The 14,293-nt window shown below is 64.2% G+C and carries 13 protein-coding genes; 2 read left to right on the top strand and 11 right to left on the bottom strand.

Features of this window, described 5'->3' with window-relative positions:
• From J2X67_RS10505 to J2X67_RS10465, 9 genes are all read right to left on the bottom strand, one after another.
• The gene (locus tag J2X67_RS10505; RefSeq protein ID WP_309952823.1) at positions 1-1,635 is read right to left on the bottom strand and encodes an ABC transporter substrate-binding protein; all 1,635 of its coding nucleotides are present in this window, start codon (positions 1,633-1,635) and stop codon (positions 1-3) included.
• Positions 1,636-1,665: 30 nt separating this feature from the next.
• Positions 1,666-2,700, bottom strand: a complete 1,035-nt coding sequence (locus J2X67_RS10500; protein WP_309953086.1) for a peptide ABC transporter ATP-binding protein — start codon at positions 2,698-2,700, stop codon at positions 1,666-1,668.
• A gap of 5 nt (positions 2,701-2,705) precedes the next feature.
• Positions 2,706-3,737, bottom strand: coding sequence for an ABC transporter ATP-binding protein (locus J2X67_RS10495; protein WP_309952822.1), 1,032 nt, complete (start codon positions 3,735-3,737; stop codon positions 2,706-2,708).
• Entirely contained in the window at positions 3,734-4,639 is a 906-nt protein-coding gene (locus J2X67_RS10490; protein ID WP_309952821.1) for an ABC transporter permease subunit, read from the bottom strand. The genes J2X67_RS10495 and J2X67_RS10490 overlap by 4 nt, the downstream gene beginning before the upstream one ends.
• Positions 4,640-4,641: 2 nt before the next feature.
• Positions 4,642-5,646 carry an ABC transporter permease subunit gene (locus tag J2X67_RS10485; RefSeq protein ID WP_309952819.1) on the bottom strand — a complete coding sequence of 335 codons (1,005 nt, stop codon included), beginning with the start codon at positions 5,644-5,646 and terminating at the stop codon, positions 4,642-4,644.
• A 50-nt stretch (positions 5,647-5,696) separates the two neighbouring features.
• Positions 5,697-7,376, bottom strand: coding sequence for a long-chain-fatty-acid--CoA ligase (locus J2X67_RS10480; RefSeq protein WP_309952817.1), 1,680 nt, complete (start codon positions 7,374-7,376; stop codon positions 5,697-5,699).
• Positions 7,377-7,479: 103 nt separating this feature from the next.
• Complete coding sequence (locus J2X67_RS10475; protein ID WP_309952815.1) at positions 7,480-8,904, bottom strand: NAD(P)(+) transhydrogenase (Re/Si-specific) subunit beta; 1,425 nt, start codon at positions 8,902-8,904, stop codon at positions 7,480-7,482.
• Positions 8,901-9,230 (bottom strand): NAD(P) transhydrogenase subunit alpha, encoded by a 330-nt coding sequence (locus J2X67_RS10470; protein WP_309952814.1) that lies wholly within the window; start codon positions 9,228-9,230, stop codon positions 8,901-8,903. The genes J2X67_RS10475 and J2X67_RS10470 overlap by 4 nt, the downstream gene beginning before the upstream one ends.
• 35 nt (positions 9,231-9,265) lie before the next feature.
• Positions 9,266-10,396 carry a Re/Si-specific NAD(P)(+) transhydrogenase subunit alpha gene (locus J2X67_RS10465; protein ID WP_309952812.1) on the bottom strand — a complete coding sequence of 377 codons (1,131 nt, stop codon included), beginning with the start codon at positions 10,394-10,396 and terminating at the stop codon, positions 9,266-9,268.
• Positions 10,397-10,831: 435 nt separating this feature from the next.
• Here J2X67_RS10465 and J2X67_RS10460 point away from each other — a divergent pair, with 435 nt between their 5' ends.
• Together J2X67_RS10460 and J2X67_RS10455 are read left to right on the top strand one after the other, a co-directional pair.
• Positions 10,832-11,545 (top strand): response regulator transcription factor, encoded by a 714-nt coding sequence (locus tag J2X67_RS10460; protein WP_309952810.1) that lies wholly within the window; start codon positions 10,832-10,834, stop codon positions 11,543-11,545.
• A gap of 44 nt (positions 11,546-11,589) precedes the next feature.
• On the top strand, positions 11,590-12,069 hold the full coding sequence (locus tag J2X67_RS10455; protein ID WP_309952807.1) for an NUDIX hydrolase: 480 nt from the start codon (positions 11,590-11,592) through the stop codon (positions 12,067-12,069).
• 32 nt (positions 12,070-12,101) lie between these two features.
• Here J2X67_RS10455 and mnmA read toward each other — a convergent pair whose 3' ends face one another.
• Together mnmA and J2X67_RS10445 are read right to left on the bottom strand one after the other, a co-directional pair.
• Entirely contained in the window at positions 12,102-13,214 is a 1,113-nt protein-coding gene (mnmA, locus tag J2X67_RS10450) for a tRNA 2-thiouridine(34) synthase MnmA (protein WP_309952806.1), read from the bottom strand.
• A gap of 50 nt (positions 13,215-13,264) precedes the next feature.
• A complete protein-coding gene (locus J2X67_RS10445) occupies positions 13,265-14,251 on the bottom strand; it encodes an LLM class flavin-dependent oxidoreductase (protein WP_309953084.1) in 987 nt (328 codons plus the stop codon).
• Positions 14,252-14,293: the final 42 nt, after the last annotated feature.

The raw sequence follows: 14,293 nt of genomic DNA, 5'->3' as shown, positions 1-14,293 counted from the left end.
TTACTTGATGTCCACGCCATAGAAGGTGTGGCGCCCGAACGGGCTGAGCTTGAAGTCGACCACTTCCTTGCGCACCGGCTTCAGCTGCACCGCGTGTGCAATGGTGAACCACGGGGCCTGCTCCTTGAAGATGACTTGCGCCTTCTTGTAGAGCGCGTCGCGGTCGGCCTGCTTGGTTGCGGTCTTGGCCTTCAGCACAAGGTCTTCGTAGGGCTGGTAGCAGAACTTGGAGATGTTGCTGCCGCTTGCCGATTGCGCCGATGCGCAGCCCAGCAGGGTGTAGAGGAAGTTGTCGGGGTCGCCGTTGTCGCCGGTCCAGCCGAGCATGCCCATCTGGTGCTCGCCGGCCTGCAGGCGCTTGCGGTACTCGCCCCATTCGAAGCTCTTGATCTCGGCCTTGACGCCGATCTTGGCAAGGTCGGCCTGCATGAGCTCGGCAATGCGCTTGGCGTTCGGGTTGTAGGGCCGCTGCACCGGCATGGCCCAGAGGTCGGTGCTGAAGCCATCGGCCAGGCCCGCTTGCGCCAGCAGCTTCTTCGCGGCTTCGGGGTCGTACGCGTCGTCCTTGGTCGCGTCGTTGTAGGACCACATGGTCGGCGGAATCGGATTCTTCGCAGCCACGCCCGTCGAGAGGTACACGCCGTCGATGATCGCCTTCTTGTTGATGGCCATGTTGATGGCCTTGCGCACGCGCACGTCGTCGAATGGCTTCTTCGTGGTGTTGTACGAGAGGTAGCCCACGTTGAGGCCGGGCTGCTCCAGCAGCTGCACGTTCGGGTCCTTGCGGATGGCGTCGAGGTCGGCCGGGTTCGGGTAGGGCATTACGTGGCACTCGCCCTTTTGCAGCTTGGCCCAGCGCACCGAAGCGTCGGGCGTGATTGCGAAAACGAGGTCGTCGATCTTGGCCTTGCCGCCCCAGTACTGCGGAAAGGCCTTGAAGCGGATGACCGCATCCTTCTGGTACTGCACCAGGTAGAACGGGCCCGTGCCGATCGGGTCCTGGTCGACCTTCTCGGGCGTGCCCGCCTTCAGCATGGCAATGGCGTATTCCTTCGACTGGATCCCCGCATATTGCATGGCAAGGTTGGCAAGGAACGGCGCCTCGGCCTTGTTGAGCACGATCTTCACCGTGTATTCATCAACGCGGTCGACCGACTTGAGCAGCTTGGGCATGCCCATGTCGTTGAAGTACGAGTGGTTCTGGCTCGTGACCTTGAAGAACGGGTCGCTCTCCTTCCACTGCCGCTCAAGCATAAAGATGAAGTCGTCGGCGTTGAAGTCGCGCGTGGGCTTGAAGCTCTTGCTGGTGCTGTGCCACTTCACGCCCTTGCGCAGGTGAAAGGTGTATTGCGTGCCGTCGGCCGAGATGTCCCATTTTTCCGCCAGGCCGGGCACGACCTTGGTGCCACCGCGCTCGAATTCGACAATCGTGTTGTAGACCTGCGTGGTCACGTCGAACGAAGTGCCGGTGGTGTTGACGCCCGGATAGAAGTTCTCGGGGCTGCCCTCCGAACAATAGACCAGCGTCTTGGCGGACACGGCTCCGCCGGCCAGGGTAAGCACGGCAAGTGCCGTGGGCGCGAGCAGCGCGGCGAGCTTTCGCGAATGGCGCGAAACAAATGGCTGGGTCTTCATGGGAACTCCTTCAGGCACTGTGGAAGAGAACTAGAGGTTCGTCGCCAGGGGCGCGGCGAACGGCGGAGACAACGGCACATCGGCGCGAACCGGAGGCGAGCCGTCAAGAAACTTTTCGGCGTAGTGGCACGCCACCAGCCGCTCGTCAAGCGCGCGCAGCAGGGGCCGCTCATCGCGGCAGCGCTGCGTGACGTGCGGGCAGCGCGTGCTGAAGACGCAGCCGGTGGGCGGGTTGAGCGGCGAAGGCAACTCGCCCTTGAGCACGATGCGCTGGCTGCTGAGACCGGGCGTGGATGCCAGCAGCGCTTGCGTGTAGGGGTGCAGCGGCCGCGCGAAGATGCGCGCCTTGGGCCCCTGCTCCACCGCATGGCCGAGGTACATCACCAGAACGTCGTGCGCAATGTGCCGCACCACGCCGAGGTCGTGCGAAATGAAGAGATACGCCAGGCCAAGCTCGGCCTGCAGGTCGGCCAGCAGGTTGAGCACCTGCGCCTGGATCGACACGTCGAGCGCCGATACCGGCTCATCGGCCACCAAGAGGCGCGGCTCCAGCATGAGCGCACGTGCAATTGCAATGCGCTGGCGCTGGCCGCCCGAGAACATGTGCGGATAGCGGTTTGCATACTCCGGCCGCAGGCCCACGCGGGCAAGCATGTCGCGGGCCTTGGCCGCGCGCTCCGCTTTGCCGAGGCTCGTATTGATGGCGAGCGGATCCTCCAGCACCGTACTGATCTTCTTGCGCGGGTTGAGCGAGCCGTAGGGGTTCTGGAACACCAGCTGCACGGCTTGCCGCAGCTCGCGCCGCCGGTCGGGCGGCTGGCTTACCGCGTTGTGGCCGACCAGCGTGAGTTCCCCGGAGGTGGGCTTTTCGATGAGCGCAACCATGCGCGCGAGCGTGGACTTGCCGCAGCCCGATTCGCCGACCACCGCAAGCGTCCGGCCGCGCTCGATGCGAAAGGAAATATCGCCCACTGCACGCAATTGCGCAGGCGGGCGAAACAGGCCGCGCCGCACTTCGTAGGTGCGCTGCAGGTTGCGCGCCTCCATGACGACTTCACCCGGCATTGCGCTCACGACAATGTCTCCACCACTCTTGGCCGGTCTGCCTCGATGGCCGCCATGCGCCCGGGCTCTCCGAGCGGAAAGTGGCACCGCACCTGGGCGCCTTGCTGCGACGCAGCCGCGCGCAACGCCGGCCGCACATTGCAGGCCTTCGTCGTCACGTAGCTGCAGCGCGGTGCGAAGAGGCAACCCTCCGGCCGGTCGTGCACGCCGGGCACCACGCCCGCTATGGTGGCAAGCCGGCCCTCGGGCGCGGCGCGCTCAGGCAGTGCAGCCAGCAAGGCCTCGGTGTAAGGGTGCTGCGGGTTCGCAAAGAGGCGGTCCACACGCTGCTGCTCCATGACCTGGCCCGCATACATCACCGCAATGCGCTGCGCCATTTCGCTGACCACGCCCATGTTGTGGGTAATGAGCACCAGCGCCATGCCGCGCTCCTTCTGCAGCTCGCGCAGCAGGTCGAGGATCTGTGCCTGGATGGTGACGTCGAGCGCGGTGGTCGGCTCGTCGGCAATCAGGAGGCGCGGATTGCAGGCAATGGCCATCGCAATCATCACGCGCTGGTTCATGCCGCCCGAAAGCTGGTGCGGGTAGCTGCCCAGGCGCGACGAGGCTGCGGGTATGCCGACCTGTTCGAGCAGCTCGGTCGCTCGCTTCCTTGCCGTGCGTTTGTCCAGCTGCAGGTGCAGCCGCAGCGTTTCCATCAACTGGAAGCCGATGGTGAAGCAGGGGTTGAGGCTGGTGGTCGGCTCCTGGAAGATCATTGCGACCTCCTTGCCGACCAGCGCGCGGCGCGCTTTGTCGGAGATGCCGAGCAGTTCCTTGCCCGCAAAGCGCATGTGGTCTGCCCGCACGCGGCCCGGAAAGCCGACGAGCCCCATGAGCGCCATCATGGTCACGCTCTTGCCGGAGCCCGATTCGCCGACGATGCCGAGCACCTCGCCTTCCTCGAGCGAAAGGCTCACGCCGTCGACCGCGTGCAGCACGCCGCCCTGGGTGGGAAATTCGACGTGCAGGTCCTTGATGTCCAGGAGCATGTTCATCTCTTGAGCTTCGGGTCGAGCGCGTCGCGCAGGCCGTCGCCGAGCAGGTTGAAGGCCAGCACGGCGGCAAGGATTGCCAGGCCGGGAAAGGTGACGACCCACCAGGCCCGCAGCACAAACTCGCGTGCGTCGGCGAGCATCGTTCCCCATTCGGGCGAAGGCGGCTGCGCGCCGAGGCCCAGGAAGCCGAGCGCCGCGGCATCGAGAATTGCCGTCGAAATGCCGAGCGAGGCCTGCACGATGAGCGGTGCCGCGCAATTGGGCAGCACCTCGCGGAACATCAGGCGCAGCGTGCCGGCGCCGCTCACGCGTGCTGCGGTCACGTAGTCGCGCGACACCTCGGCAATGACGGCCGCGCGGGTAATGCGCACGTAGTGCGGCAGCACCACAATGGCCACCGCGAGCATCGCGTTGACCAGCCCCGGCCCGAGGATGGCGACGATCACGATGGCAAGCAGCAGGCTTGGCAGCGTGAGCACGATGTCCATCAGCCGCATGATCGCGATCTCGAGCACGCCGCGGAAAAAGCCGGCCACAAGACCCAGCACGATGCCAGCCACCACCGACAGCGCCACCACAGCCATGCCGATCGACAGCGAGAGCCGCGCGCCATGCATGAGGCGCGAAAGAATGTCGCGCCCGATGGCGTCGGTACCCAGCAGGTAGCTGGTCGAGCCGCCCTCTTGCCAGGCCGGCGGCAGCAGAAAAACCGCGCTGTTGGTTTCGTTGGGTGCGTGCGGCGCAATCCACGGCGCGAACAGCGCCACGAGAAGCAACACCACGATGGTGACGAGCCCGATGACGGCGCCGCGGTTGGCGGAAAACGCGGTCCAGAACTCACGCCAGGGGCCGGGGGGCGCCTTGTTCGCAGTTGCCACGGAAATGGTCTGGGTCGAAGCCATGTTCAGCGCCTGATCCTCGGGTTGATGACGCCGTAGGTCACATCGACCAGCAGGTTGATCAGCATCACGATGCCGCCGAGCAGCAGCATGCCGCCCTGCAGCACCGGATAGTCGCGGCGACCGATCGCCTCGATGAGCCACTTGCCCACCCCGGGCCAGGAGAAGATGGTCTCGGTAAGAATCGCACCGGTAAAGAGCACGCCAACCTGCAGCCCGATAACCGTGACCACCGGGATCAGCGCATTGCGCAGCGCATGCAGCCCCACCACGCGAAGCCGCGAAAGCCCTTTGGCGCGCGCGGTGCGAATGTAGTCTTCGCCGAGCACCTCGAGCATGGCCGAGCGCGTCATGCGTGCGATAACCGCCAGCGGCACCGTGCCCAGCACGATGGCCGGAAGAACCAGATGGTGCAGCGCCGACCAGAAGGCATCGGTGTCGCCGGCGCGCAGCGCATCGATCAGCAGGAAGCCGGTCTGGGGCTCGACGAAATACTGCACCGAGATGCGCCCGGAAACGGGCGTCCACCCCAACTGCACCGAGAAGAACAGGATCAGCAGCAGGCCCCACCAGAAGATCGGCATCGAATAACCGGTGAGCGAGGTGGCCATGACCCCGTGGTCGAAGATCGAATTGCGCCGCACCGCCGCAAGAATGCCGGCCGGAAGCCCCAGCAGCAGCGCAAAGGCAATGGCGCACACGCCAAGCTCGACGGTAGCCGGAAAGAGCGCCAGAAACTCGCCCATCACGGAGTCCTGCGTGATGAGCGACTTGCCGAGGTCGCCGTGCAGCACGCGGCCAATGTAGATGCCGTATTGCACGATCACCGGCTTGTCGAAGCCGTAGGCCGTGCGCAGCTGGGCGTGGCGCGCAGGGTCGATCCCGCGCTCGCCAGCCATGGTTTCAATAGGATCGCCCGGCACCAGCCGGATGAGAAAGAAGGCAAGCAGCGTCATGCCGATGAAGGTCGGCACCAGCAAGCTCACGCGCGTGAGTAGGAAGCGAAGCATCGACCCGCAATATGCAAGATCGATGCCGCCGCCCTACCCGGGCCGAACCCTTACTTTTTGGCGTCGCGCAACTCGCGCCGGAGGATCTTTCCTACCGGCGTCTTCGGCATGTCCGTGCGGAACTCAATGATCCGCGGCTGCTTGTAACCCGTTAGGTTTGCTTTGCAGTATTCGCGAACCTGCGCTTCGGTCAGCGAATCGTCCTTTTTGACGATCACGAGCTTGACCGCCTCTCCCGTCTTCTCGTCGACGATGCCGACCGCGGCGCATTCGAGCACGCCCGGAATCTGCGCCACCACGTCTTCGATCTCGTTCGGGTACACGTTGAAGCCCGAGACCAGGATCATGTCCTTCTTGCGGTCGACCACCTTGAAGTAGCCGCGCTCGTCGACCATGCCGATGTCGCCCGTCTTGAAGTAGCCGTCGGCCGTCATGACCTTGGCGGTTTCGTCGGGGCGCTGCCAGTAGCCCGCCATTACCTGTGGGCCCTTGATCGCGATTTCGCCGGGCTGCCCCGGCAGCACTTCGCGCCCTTCGTCATCGAGCAGCTTGAGCGAAGTGCTCGGCAGCGGCAGGCCGATGGTGCCGGTATAGGCCTTGCTGTTGGTCGGGTTGCAGGTGGCCGAGGGCGAGGTTTCCGAAAGGCCGTAGCCCTCGCAAATCGGGCAGCCGGTTTTCTCTAGCCAAAGCTTCGCAACAGCTGCCTGAACAGCCATGCCGCCGCCCACCGAGACCTTGAGGTTCTTCCAGTTGACGGTGTTGAAATCAGGATGGTTCGCCAGCCCGTTGAAAAGCGTGTTGACCGCCGGGAAGGTGTGGATCGTGTGCTTGGAGAGTTCCTTGAGCACGCCCGCCAGGTCGCGCGGATTGGGAATGAGGATGAGCTTGCCGCCCGTGCGCATGCTCAGCATCATGCCCACCGTGAAAGCGAAGATGTGATACAGCGGCAGCGCGCAAACGCCCGTGGGCTGCTCGCCGGCCGGCACCTGCGCCATGGCGGGCTCGTTCCAGGCTTCGGACTGCAGCACGTTGGCAATCACGTTGCGGTGCAGCAGCACCGCCCCCTTCGAAACGCCCGTGGTGCCGCCGGTGTACTGCAGCACGGCCACATCGTCGGGGCCGATGACCGGCAGCTGCAGCGTGCGGCTCGCGCCCTGGTCCAGCGCATCGTTGAAGCGCACGGCGCCGGGCAGGCTGAAGTGGGGCACCAGCTTCTTGACGTTGCGCACCACGTAGTTGACCAGCGCGCCCTTCAGAAAACCGAGCCTGTCGCCCATGGCCGCCAGCACGATGTGCTTGATGGGCGTGGCCGCGATGCATTGCTGCAGCGTGGTGCCGAAGTTCTCCATGATGATGATGGCCTTGGCGCCCGAGTCCTTGAGCTGGTGCTCGAGTTCGCGCGGCGTGTACAGCGGGTTCACGTTCACCAGGATGAGGCCGGCGCGCAGGATGGCCGCGACAGCAATCGGGTACTGCGGGCAATTGGGCATCATGACGGCGACCCGGTCGCCCTTGGCCAGCGCCAGGCCTTGCAGGTATGACGCGAAGGCCCTGCTGAGCTTGTCGGTCTCCCCGTAGCTCACATCCTTGCCCATGAAGCTGTAGGCCGTGCGGTCGGCGTACTTGGCAAAGCTCTCTTCCATGAGCGCCACCAGCGACTGGTACTGGGAAGGATCGATATCGGCAGGCACGCCTTGCGGGTAGCTGCCGAGCCAGGGACGATCGGTCATGGATGTGTCTCCTCCAAAAATCGGGTATTTGAAAAACGAAAACGGCGCACTTGATGGCGCCGCGATGATCTGGCCCGCGCTGCGCGGGCGCGGAACCTTTGGCCTATTCGATGGCCTTGCCCATATCTTCCACTACTTTTTTCGCATCGCCAAAGACCATCATCGTTTTGTCCATGTAGAAGAGCTCGTTGTCCAGGCCGGCATAGCCCGCCGCCATGGAGCGCTTGTTCACGATCACCGTCTTGGCCTTGTAGGCCTCCAGAATCGGCATGCCGTAGATCGGGCTGCCCTTGGTGTGCGCGGCGGGGTTCACCACGTCGTTGGCGCCCAGGATGATGGCCACGTCGGCCTGGCCGAATTCGCCGTTGATGTCTTCCATTTCAAACACCTGGTCGTACGGCACCTCGGCCTCGGCCAGCAACACGTTCATGTGGCCGGGCATGCGGCCCGCCACCGGGTGAATGGCGTACTTCACGGTAATGCCCTTGTCGGTGAGCTTCTGGGCCAGCTCCTTCACCGCATGCTGCGCACGTGCCACCGCCAGGCCGTAGCCGGGCACGATGACCACCGTCTCGGCATTGCCGAGCACAAAGGCGGCGTCGTCGGCGCTGCCGCTCTTCACCGGACGCTGCTCCTTCGCGCCGCCTGTCGCAGCGGCTGCATCGCCGCCGAAGCCGCCCAGGATCACATTGAAGAACGAGCGGTTCATGGCCTTGCACATGATGTAGCTCAGGATCGCGCCCGAAGAGCCCACCAGCGAACCGGCCACGATCAGCATCGCGTTGTTCAGGCTGAAGCCGATGCCCGCTGCCGCCCAGCCCGAGTAGCTGTTGAGCATCGACACCACCACCGGCATGTCGGCGCCGCCGATAGGGATGATGATGAGCACGCCCATCACGAAGGCCAGCGCCAGCATCGCGAAGAACGCGGGCCAGCTTTCGGTGAACATGAAAACCAGGCCCAGCCCGATGGTGGCCACGCCGAGCACCAGGTTCAGCATGTGCTGGCCGGCAAACTGCACCGGCGCGCCCTGGAACAGGCGAAACTTGTATTTGCCCGACAGCTTGCCAAAGGCGATGACGGAGCCGCTGAAGGTGATGGCGCCGATGGCCGCGCCCAGGAACAACTCGAGCCGGTTGCCCGCAGGAATCATCTCGCCCTTGGGCGTGATGTTGAAGGCGTACGGTTCGGCCACGGCCGCCACCGCGATGAACACCGCGGCCAAGCCGATCATGCTGTGCATGAAGGCGACCAGCTCGGGCATCTTGGTCATCTCGACCTTGTTGGCCATGTAGGCGCCCAGGCCGCCGCCCAGCACCAGCGCAACCAGCACGTAGCCCAGGCCCGTGACATTGCCGCCCGCCAGCTTGTAGATGAGCGCGCCGGTCGTCAGCACGGCAATGGCCATGCCGGTCATGCCGAAGACGTTGCCCCGGATCGAGGTGGTGGGATGGGAGAGGCCCTTCAGGGCCTGGATGAAGCAGATGCTGGCAACGAGGTACAGCAGCGTGACGAGATTCATGCTCACTTGGCGACTCCCCCTTCAGCCTTGGGCGCGGCCTTTTTTTCTTTCTTCTTGAACATCTCGAGCATGCGCCGCGTGACGAGGAAGCCGCCGAAGACGTTCACCGCGGCCAATGCCACTGCGAGCACGCCCATGGTCTTGCCCAGGCCGGTTTCAGTGAGCGCCGCCGCAAGCATGGCGCCCACGATCACGATGGCCGAGATCGCGTTGGTCACCGCCATGAGCGGCGTGTGCAGCGCGGGCGTCACCGTCCAGACCACGTGGTAGCCCACGTAGATGGCCAGCACAAAGATGATCAGGTTGATGACTGTGTGGGAAACGATGTCCATGGGTTCTTCTCCTCGTTCGAACGCTGGTGGGCCGCTTACTTCTTCGTGACCTGGCCGTCCTGCGCAACGCGGCAGGCGGCAACGATGTCGTCCTCGAGGTCGATCTTCAGCGCGCCCTCCTTCGTGACGATGAGCTTGAGGAAGTCCAGCACGTTGCGCGCATAGAGCGCCGACGCATCGGCCGCCACCAGCGCCGGAAGATTGGTTTCGCCCACGATGGTCACGCCGTGCTTCACCACCGTGCGGTCGGCTTCCGACAGCGGGCAGTTGCCGCCCACGCCGTCCTGCCCCTTGCCGGCGGCAATGTCGACGATCACCGAGCCGGGCTTCATGGACTTGACCATGTCTTCGGTAATGAGCGTAGGCGCCGCGCGTCCGGGAATGAGCGCGGTGCTGATCACGATGTCGGCCAGCGCCACCCGCTTGGCCACCTCGACCTGCTGGCGCGCCAGCCAGCTTGCGGGCATGGGCTTGGCATAACCGCCAACGCCCACGGCGGCTTCTTTCTCTTCGTCGGTGTCGTAGGACACCTCGATGAACTTGCCGCCGAGGGATTCGATCTGTTCCTTCACGCTCGGGCGAACGTCCGAAGCCTCGATCACGGCACCCAGGCGCTTGGCCGTTGCAATGGCCTGCAAGCCAGCCACGCCAACCCCCAGAATGACCACGCGCGCCGCCTTCACGGTGCCGGCAGCGGTCATCAGCATCGGGAAGAAGCGCTGGTATTTGTCGGCCGCGATGATCACGGCCTTGTAGCCCGCAATGTTGGCTTGCGAGCTCAGCACGTCCATGCTTTGGGCACGGGTGGTGCGAGGTGCGGCTTCGAGCGCAAAAGCCGTGACGCCTGCCGTAGCCAGGCGCTGCAGACCGGCAGCGTCGAAGGGATTGAGCATGCCGATGACGACGGTGCCCGGCTTCATCAGCGCGGCTTCAGCGTCGTTCGGAGAGCGCACCTTGAGCACCATGTCGGCCCCGAAGGCGCCCGCGACGTCAGTGATTTCTGCGCCAGCTGCAATGTAGGCAGCGTCGGTGACGCTGGCTGCAACGCCGGCTCCGGACTGCACGCGAATGGTGTGCCCCGCAGTGACAAGTTTCTTCACCGTTTCGGGTGTAACGGCCACACGGGTTTCGCCGGCCGTCGTTTCGGCAGGCACGCCTATCAGCATAGAGATCTCCTCAGGGCAAGGGCAACACGGAACGCGGGCAGAGCTTACAGCAAGATTACGGGCATCACTGTCGCCTGCACGCAGCATCTATTTGCCTCTTGATGACCGTGATCATTGCGTTTGTAGCTACATAAATGCTAGCGGTGGCACGGAATTGCGGCGTGCGTCCGGGTTAGCCCCGTACCTCGGCGCGACGGCGGGCGCCTTGGGTGCGCGCTGCAGGGCGCATCGATTTGCCACGCCAGTCACCTGATGAACTCCATCCAACCGACGGGAAAGGTGATTTGTTTTCAATTGTTTTCAACTACCTCTAATTTGCTTTGATTAAGTTGAATAACGTGCATTAATTGCGCGCAACATTTATTACCCCAGACGCAGATAGATACACTTCTTCGACGGCACTCAGAGGCTGGCATGTCAGAAGAAGGGGACGGAATGCGTATTGCAGTACTTGATCACGAGCCTGATCAGCTTCAACTGATCAACCAGGCCATGGCAGGGTTTGGGCACGAGTGCCACCCCTATACGGAGGGGCGAACATTGCTGCAGGCACTGCGCCGGCAAACTTTCGACCTCCTGATCCTCGACTGGGGCCTGCCCGATATCAGTGGCATCGACCTGGTGAAGACTGTTCGCAACGAACTCAAGAGCCGCCTGCCCATTCTTTTCGTCAACGCAGAACGCGACGATCCCGACGTGGTCGAAGGGCTCAATGCCGGCGCAGACGACTTCATGGCGAATCCGGACCATGCCAAGGAACTCGAAGCCCGCGTCAATGCACTGCTGCGCCGGTCTTACCCCGCCCAGCACGAAGCAGAACTGGTGTTCGGCGACTACCACTTCTTTCCGCCTTCGCGCATCCTCAAGGTCAGGGGCGTGCAGGTCGAACTGAAAAACCGCGAGTACGAACTGGCTCTCTTCCTGTTCCAGAACCTGGGGCGCCTGCTTTCGCGCGAATACCTTCACGAGGCGGTGTGGGGCCTGGGCGTCGAGGCGCTCTCGCGGTCGCTCGACACTCATGTCTCGCGCCTCAGAACCAAGCTCGCCTTGCGGCCGTCGAGCGGGTTCCTGCTGCTGGCCATCTACGGCATGGGCTACAGGCTGGAAACCGTAGAGCCAAATACGCGTGCCGGCGCCTTCGCCCAGTAGACTGCGCCCCAGCGGCTATGCGCTGCGCCACAAATCGTAGACACATGACAACTCCGCGCTGGAAACCCAACGTCACCGTGGCCGCGGTGATCGAACAGAACGGCCGCTTCCTGCTGGTCGAGGAGCACACCGCGCAAGGGCTCCGACTCAACACCCCGGCGGGGCACCTCGACCCCGGCGAATCTCCCGTCGAGGGGTGCGCGCGCGAAACACTCGAAGAAACCGCCCATGCCTTCACGCCCACGGCGCTGATCGGCATCTACATGGCGCGCTCAAGCCATCGCACCGGCAGCAAGGAAGACGTGACCTACATGCGCTTTGCCTTTGCCGGGACGCTCGGCGCCCAAGAAGCTGGCCGCGCGCTCGACGAAGGCATTGTGCGCACCGTATGGATGAGCGCCGATGAAATCCGCGCCAGCGTGCCGCTCCACCGCAGTCCGCTGCTCTTGCAGTGCGTTGAAGACTATCTGGCGGGCAAACGGTATCCGCTGGAGCTGATTCACGTCGACGAATCGGTGCGCTGACAGGCTCGCCACAGCGCACGGCATCGAACGGATCAGACGATGACGCCGCCCCCGAGGCAGCGCTCGCCGTCGTAGAGCACGGCCGATTGGCCCGGCGTGACCGCCCATTGCGGGTCACTGAAGCGCAGGCTGAAAGTTGCCTCGACGCCGGCATCTTTCACACCGTTCACTTCGCAGGCCGCATCAGCCTGGCGGTAACGCGCCTTCGAACCATAGCTGCCCGGCACCGGCGCCTCGCCGGAAACCCAGCTTGCATCGCCAGCTGTCAGCGCAGACGACAACAGCCACGGGTGGTCATGGCCCTGCACCACCCATAGCGTGTTCTTCTCGACATCCTTGCGCGCCACGAACCACGGCGAGTGGTCGCCCGATCCGCGTTGCGCGCCCTTGTCCTTGACGCCGCCGATGCCCAGCCCTTGCCGCTGGCCGAGCGTGTAGAAGCTCAAGCCCTGATGCTCGCCGAGCTTGCGCCCGCGGTCGTCCTTGATCGGGCCCGGCTCCTTGGAGATGTACCGGTTCAGGAACTCGCGGAACGGCCGCTCGCCGATGAAGCAGATGCCGGTCGAATCCTTCTTCTTCGCATTGGGCAAGCCGATTTCTTCGGCAATGCGGCGCACTTCGGTCTTGTGCAGCTCGCCCACCGGGAACAGCGTTTTAGACAGCTGCGCCTGGTTGAGCCGATGCAGAAAGTAGCTCTGGTCCTTGGACGGATCGAGCCCCTTGAGAAGCTCATGCTTGCCGGTGGCCTCGTTCAGCCTTACGCGGGCATAGTGGCCGGTGGCAATTTTCTCGGCGCCCAGGCGCATTGCATGGTCGAGAAAGGCCTTGAACTTGATTTCGGCGTTGCACAGCACGTCGGGGTTGGGCGTGCGGCCAGCCTTGTATTCGCGCAGGAACTCGGCAAAGACGCGGTCCTTGTAGTCGGCTGCGAAATTGACGTGCTCGATCTCGATGCCCAGCACGTCGGCCACGCTGGCGGCATCCACGAAGTCGATGTTCGACGAGCAGTATTCGCTGTCGTCGTCGTCTTCCCAGTTCTTCATGAAGATGCCGACCACCTCGTGCCCCTGCTGCTTGAGCAGGTGCGCCGTCACCGCGGAATCGACTCCGCCGCTCAGTCCCACCACGATCCGTTGCTTTTCCATAAGCCCGCCATTGTCCCAGCCCGGCGCCCGGGGCGGGCGGCGTGGGGAAATCAGCCCTGCTTGCGCAGCCCGGCCAGCAACTCGTAAGAGCGCAGCCGCGCCACATGGTCGAACACCTGCGAGGTGATCATCAGCTCGTCGGCGCCCGTGCGTTCGATGAACGCCTGCACGCCCTCGCGCACCTTGGCGGGCGAACCCATGGCCGAACACGACAGCACCGAATCGAGCAGCGCGTTTTCCGCCGGGCCCACCTTCTGCCGATAGTTTTCGACCGGCGGCGGCAAGCGCCCCGGCCGACCGCTGCGCAGGTTCACAAAAGCCTGTTGCCATGAGGTGGCGCGAAACTCGGCCTCTTCATCGGTATCGGCCACGAACACGTTGAAGCCCAGCATCACGTACGGCTTTTTCAATTGGGCCGAGGGCTTGAAGGTTTCGCGATAGATCTGGATCGCCTGCATGAGCTGCTGCGGCGCAAAGTGCGAGGCAAACGCATAGGGCAGGCCCAGGTGCGCGGCCAATTGGGCGCCGAAGGTGCTCGAGCCCAGAATCCACACCGGCACTTCGAGCCCCGCACCCGGCACTGCGCGCACAGGCTGCTGCGGTTCCCTGGACATGAAATCCATCAGCTCGACCACGTCCTGCGGAAACCGGTCGGCGTCGGATTCCAGGTTGCGGCGCAGTGCACGCGCGGTGCGCTGGTCGGAGCCGGGGGCGCGGCCCAGGCCAAGGTCGATGCGCCCCGGATACAGCGACTCCAGCGTGCCGAACTGCTCGGCAATCACCAGCGGCGAATGGTTGGGCAGCATCACGCCGCCGGCGCCGATGCGGATGGTCGAGGTGCCCGCCCCGATATACGACAGCAGCACGGCGGTCGCGGCGCTCGCAATGCCCGGCATGCCGTGGTGCTCTGCGAGCCAGTAGCGCGTGTAGCCCAGCTTTTCGCCGTGCTGCGCGAGCGAGAGCGAGTTGCGGAACGACTGCGCGGCGTCGCTGCCCTCGGTGATCGGGGAAAGGTCGAGGATCGAGAACGGAATCATGGGCGCCATCATGGCGCGAACCGCTCAACGCCGCCGCGGCGG

Origin of the sequence: Variovorax sp. 3319, assembly GCF_031456585.1 — a bacterium.
Taxonomy (GTDB): domain Bacteria; phylum Pseudomonadota; class Gammaproteobacteria; order Burkholderiales; family Burkholderiaceae_C; genus Variovorax; species Variovorax paradoxus_P.
Note: the sequence above shows the minus strand (reverse complement) of the source record. Positions and strands in the feature narration are given on the sequence as shown.

Coding starts and splice junctions, on each gene's coding strand:
- J2X67_RS10505 (WP_309952823.1), bottom strand. CDS start 1,635: ATGAAGACCCAGCCATTTGTTTCGCGCCATTCGCGAAAGCTCGCCGCG.
- J2X67_RS10500 (WP_309953086.1), bottom strand. CDS start 2,700: ATGCCGGGTGAAGTCGTCATGGAGGCGCGCAACCTGCAGCGCACCTAC.
- J2X67_RS10495 (WP_309952822.1), bottom strand. CDS start 3,737: ATGAACATGCTCCTGGACATCAAGGACCTGCACGTCGAATTTCCCACC.
- J2X67_RS10490 (WP_309952821.1), bottom strand. CDS start 4,639: ATGGCTTCGACCCAGACCATTTCCGTGGCAACTGCGAACAAGGCGCCC.
- J2X67_RS10485 (WP_309952819.1), bottom strand. CDS start 5,646: ATGCTTCGCTTCCTACTCACGCGCGTGAGCTTGCTGGTGCCGACCTTC.
- J2X67_RS10480 (WP_309952817.1), bottom strand. CDS start 7,376: ATGACCGATCGTCCCTGGCTCGGCAGCTACCCGCAAGGCGTGCCTGCC.
- J2X67_RS10470 (WP_309952814.1), bottom strand. CDS start 9,230: ATGGACATCGTTTCCCACACAGTCATCAACCTGATCATCTTTGTGCTG.
- J2X67_RS10465 (WP_309952812.1), bottom strand. CDS start 10,396: ATGCTGATAGGCGTGCCTGCCGAAACGACGGCCGGCGAAACCCGTGTG.
- J2X67_RS10460 (WP_309952810.1), top strand. CDS start 10,832: ATGCGTATTGCAGTACTTGATCACGAGCCTGATCAGCTTCAACTGATC.
- J2X67_RS10455 (WP_309952807.1), top strand. CDS start 11,590: ATGACAACTCCGCGCTGGAAACCCAACGTCACCGTGGCCGCGGTGATC.
- mnmA (WP_309952806.1), bottom strand. CDS start 13,214: ATGGAAAAGCAACGGATCGTGGTGGGACTGAGCGGCGGAGTCGATTCC.
- J2X67_RS10445 (WP_309953084.1), bottom strand. CDS start 14,251: ATGATTCCGTTCTCGATCCTCGACCTTTCCCCGATCACCGAGGGCAGC.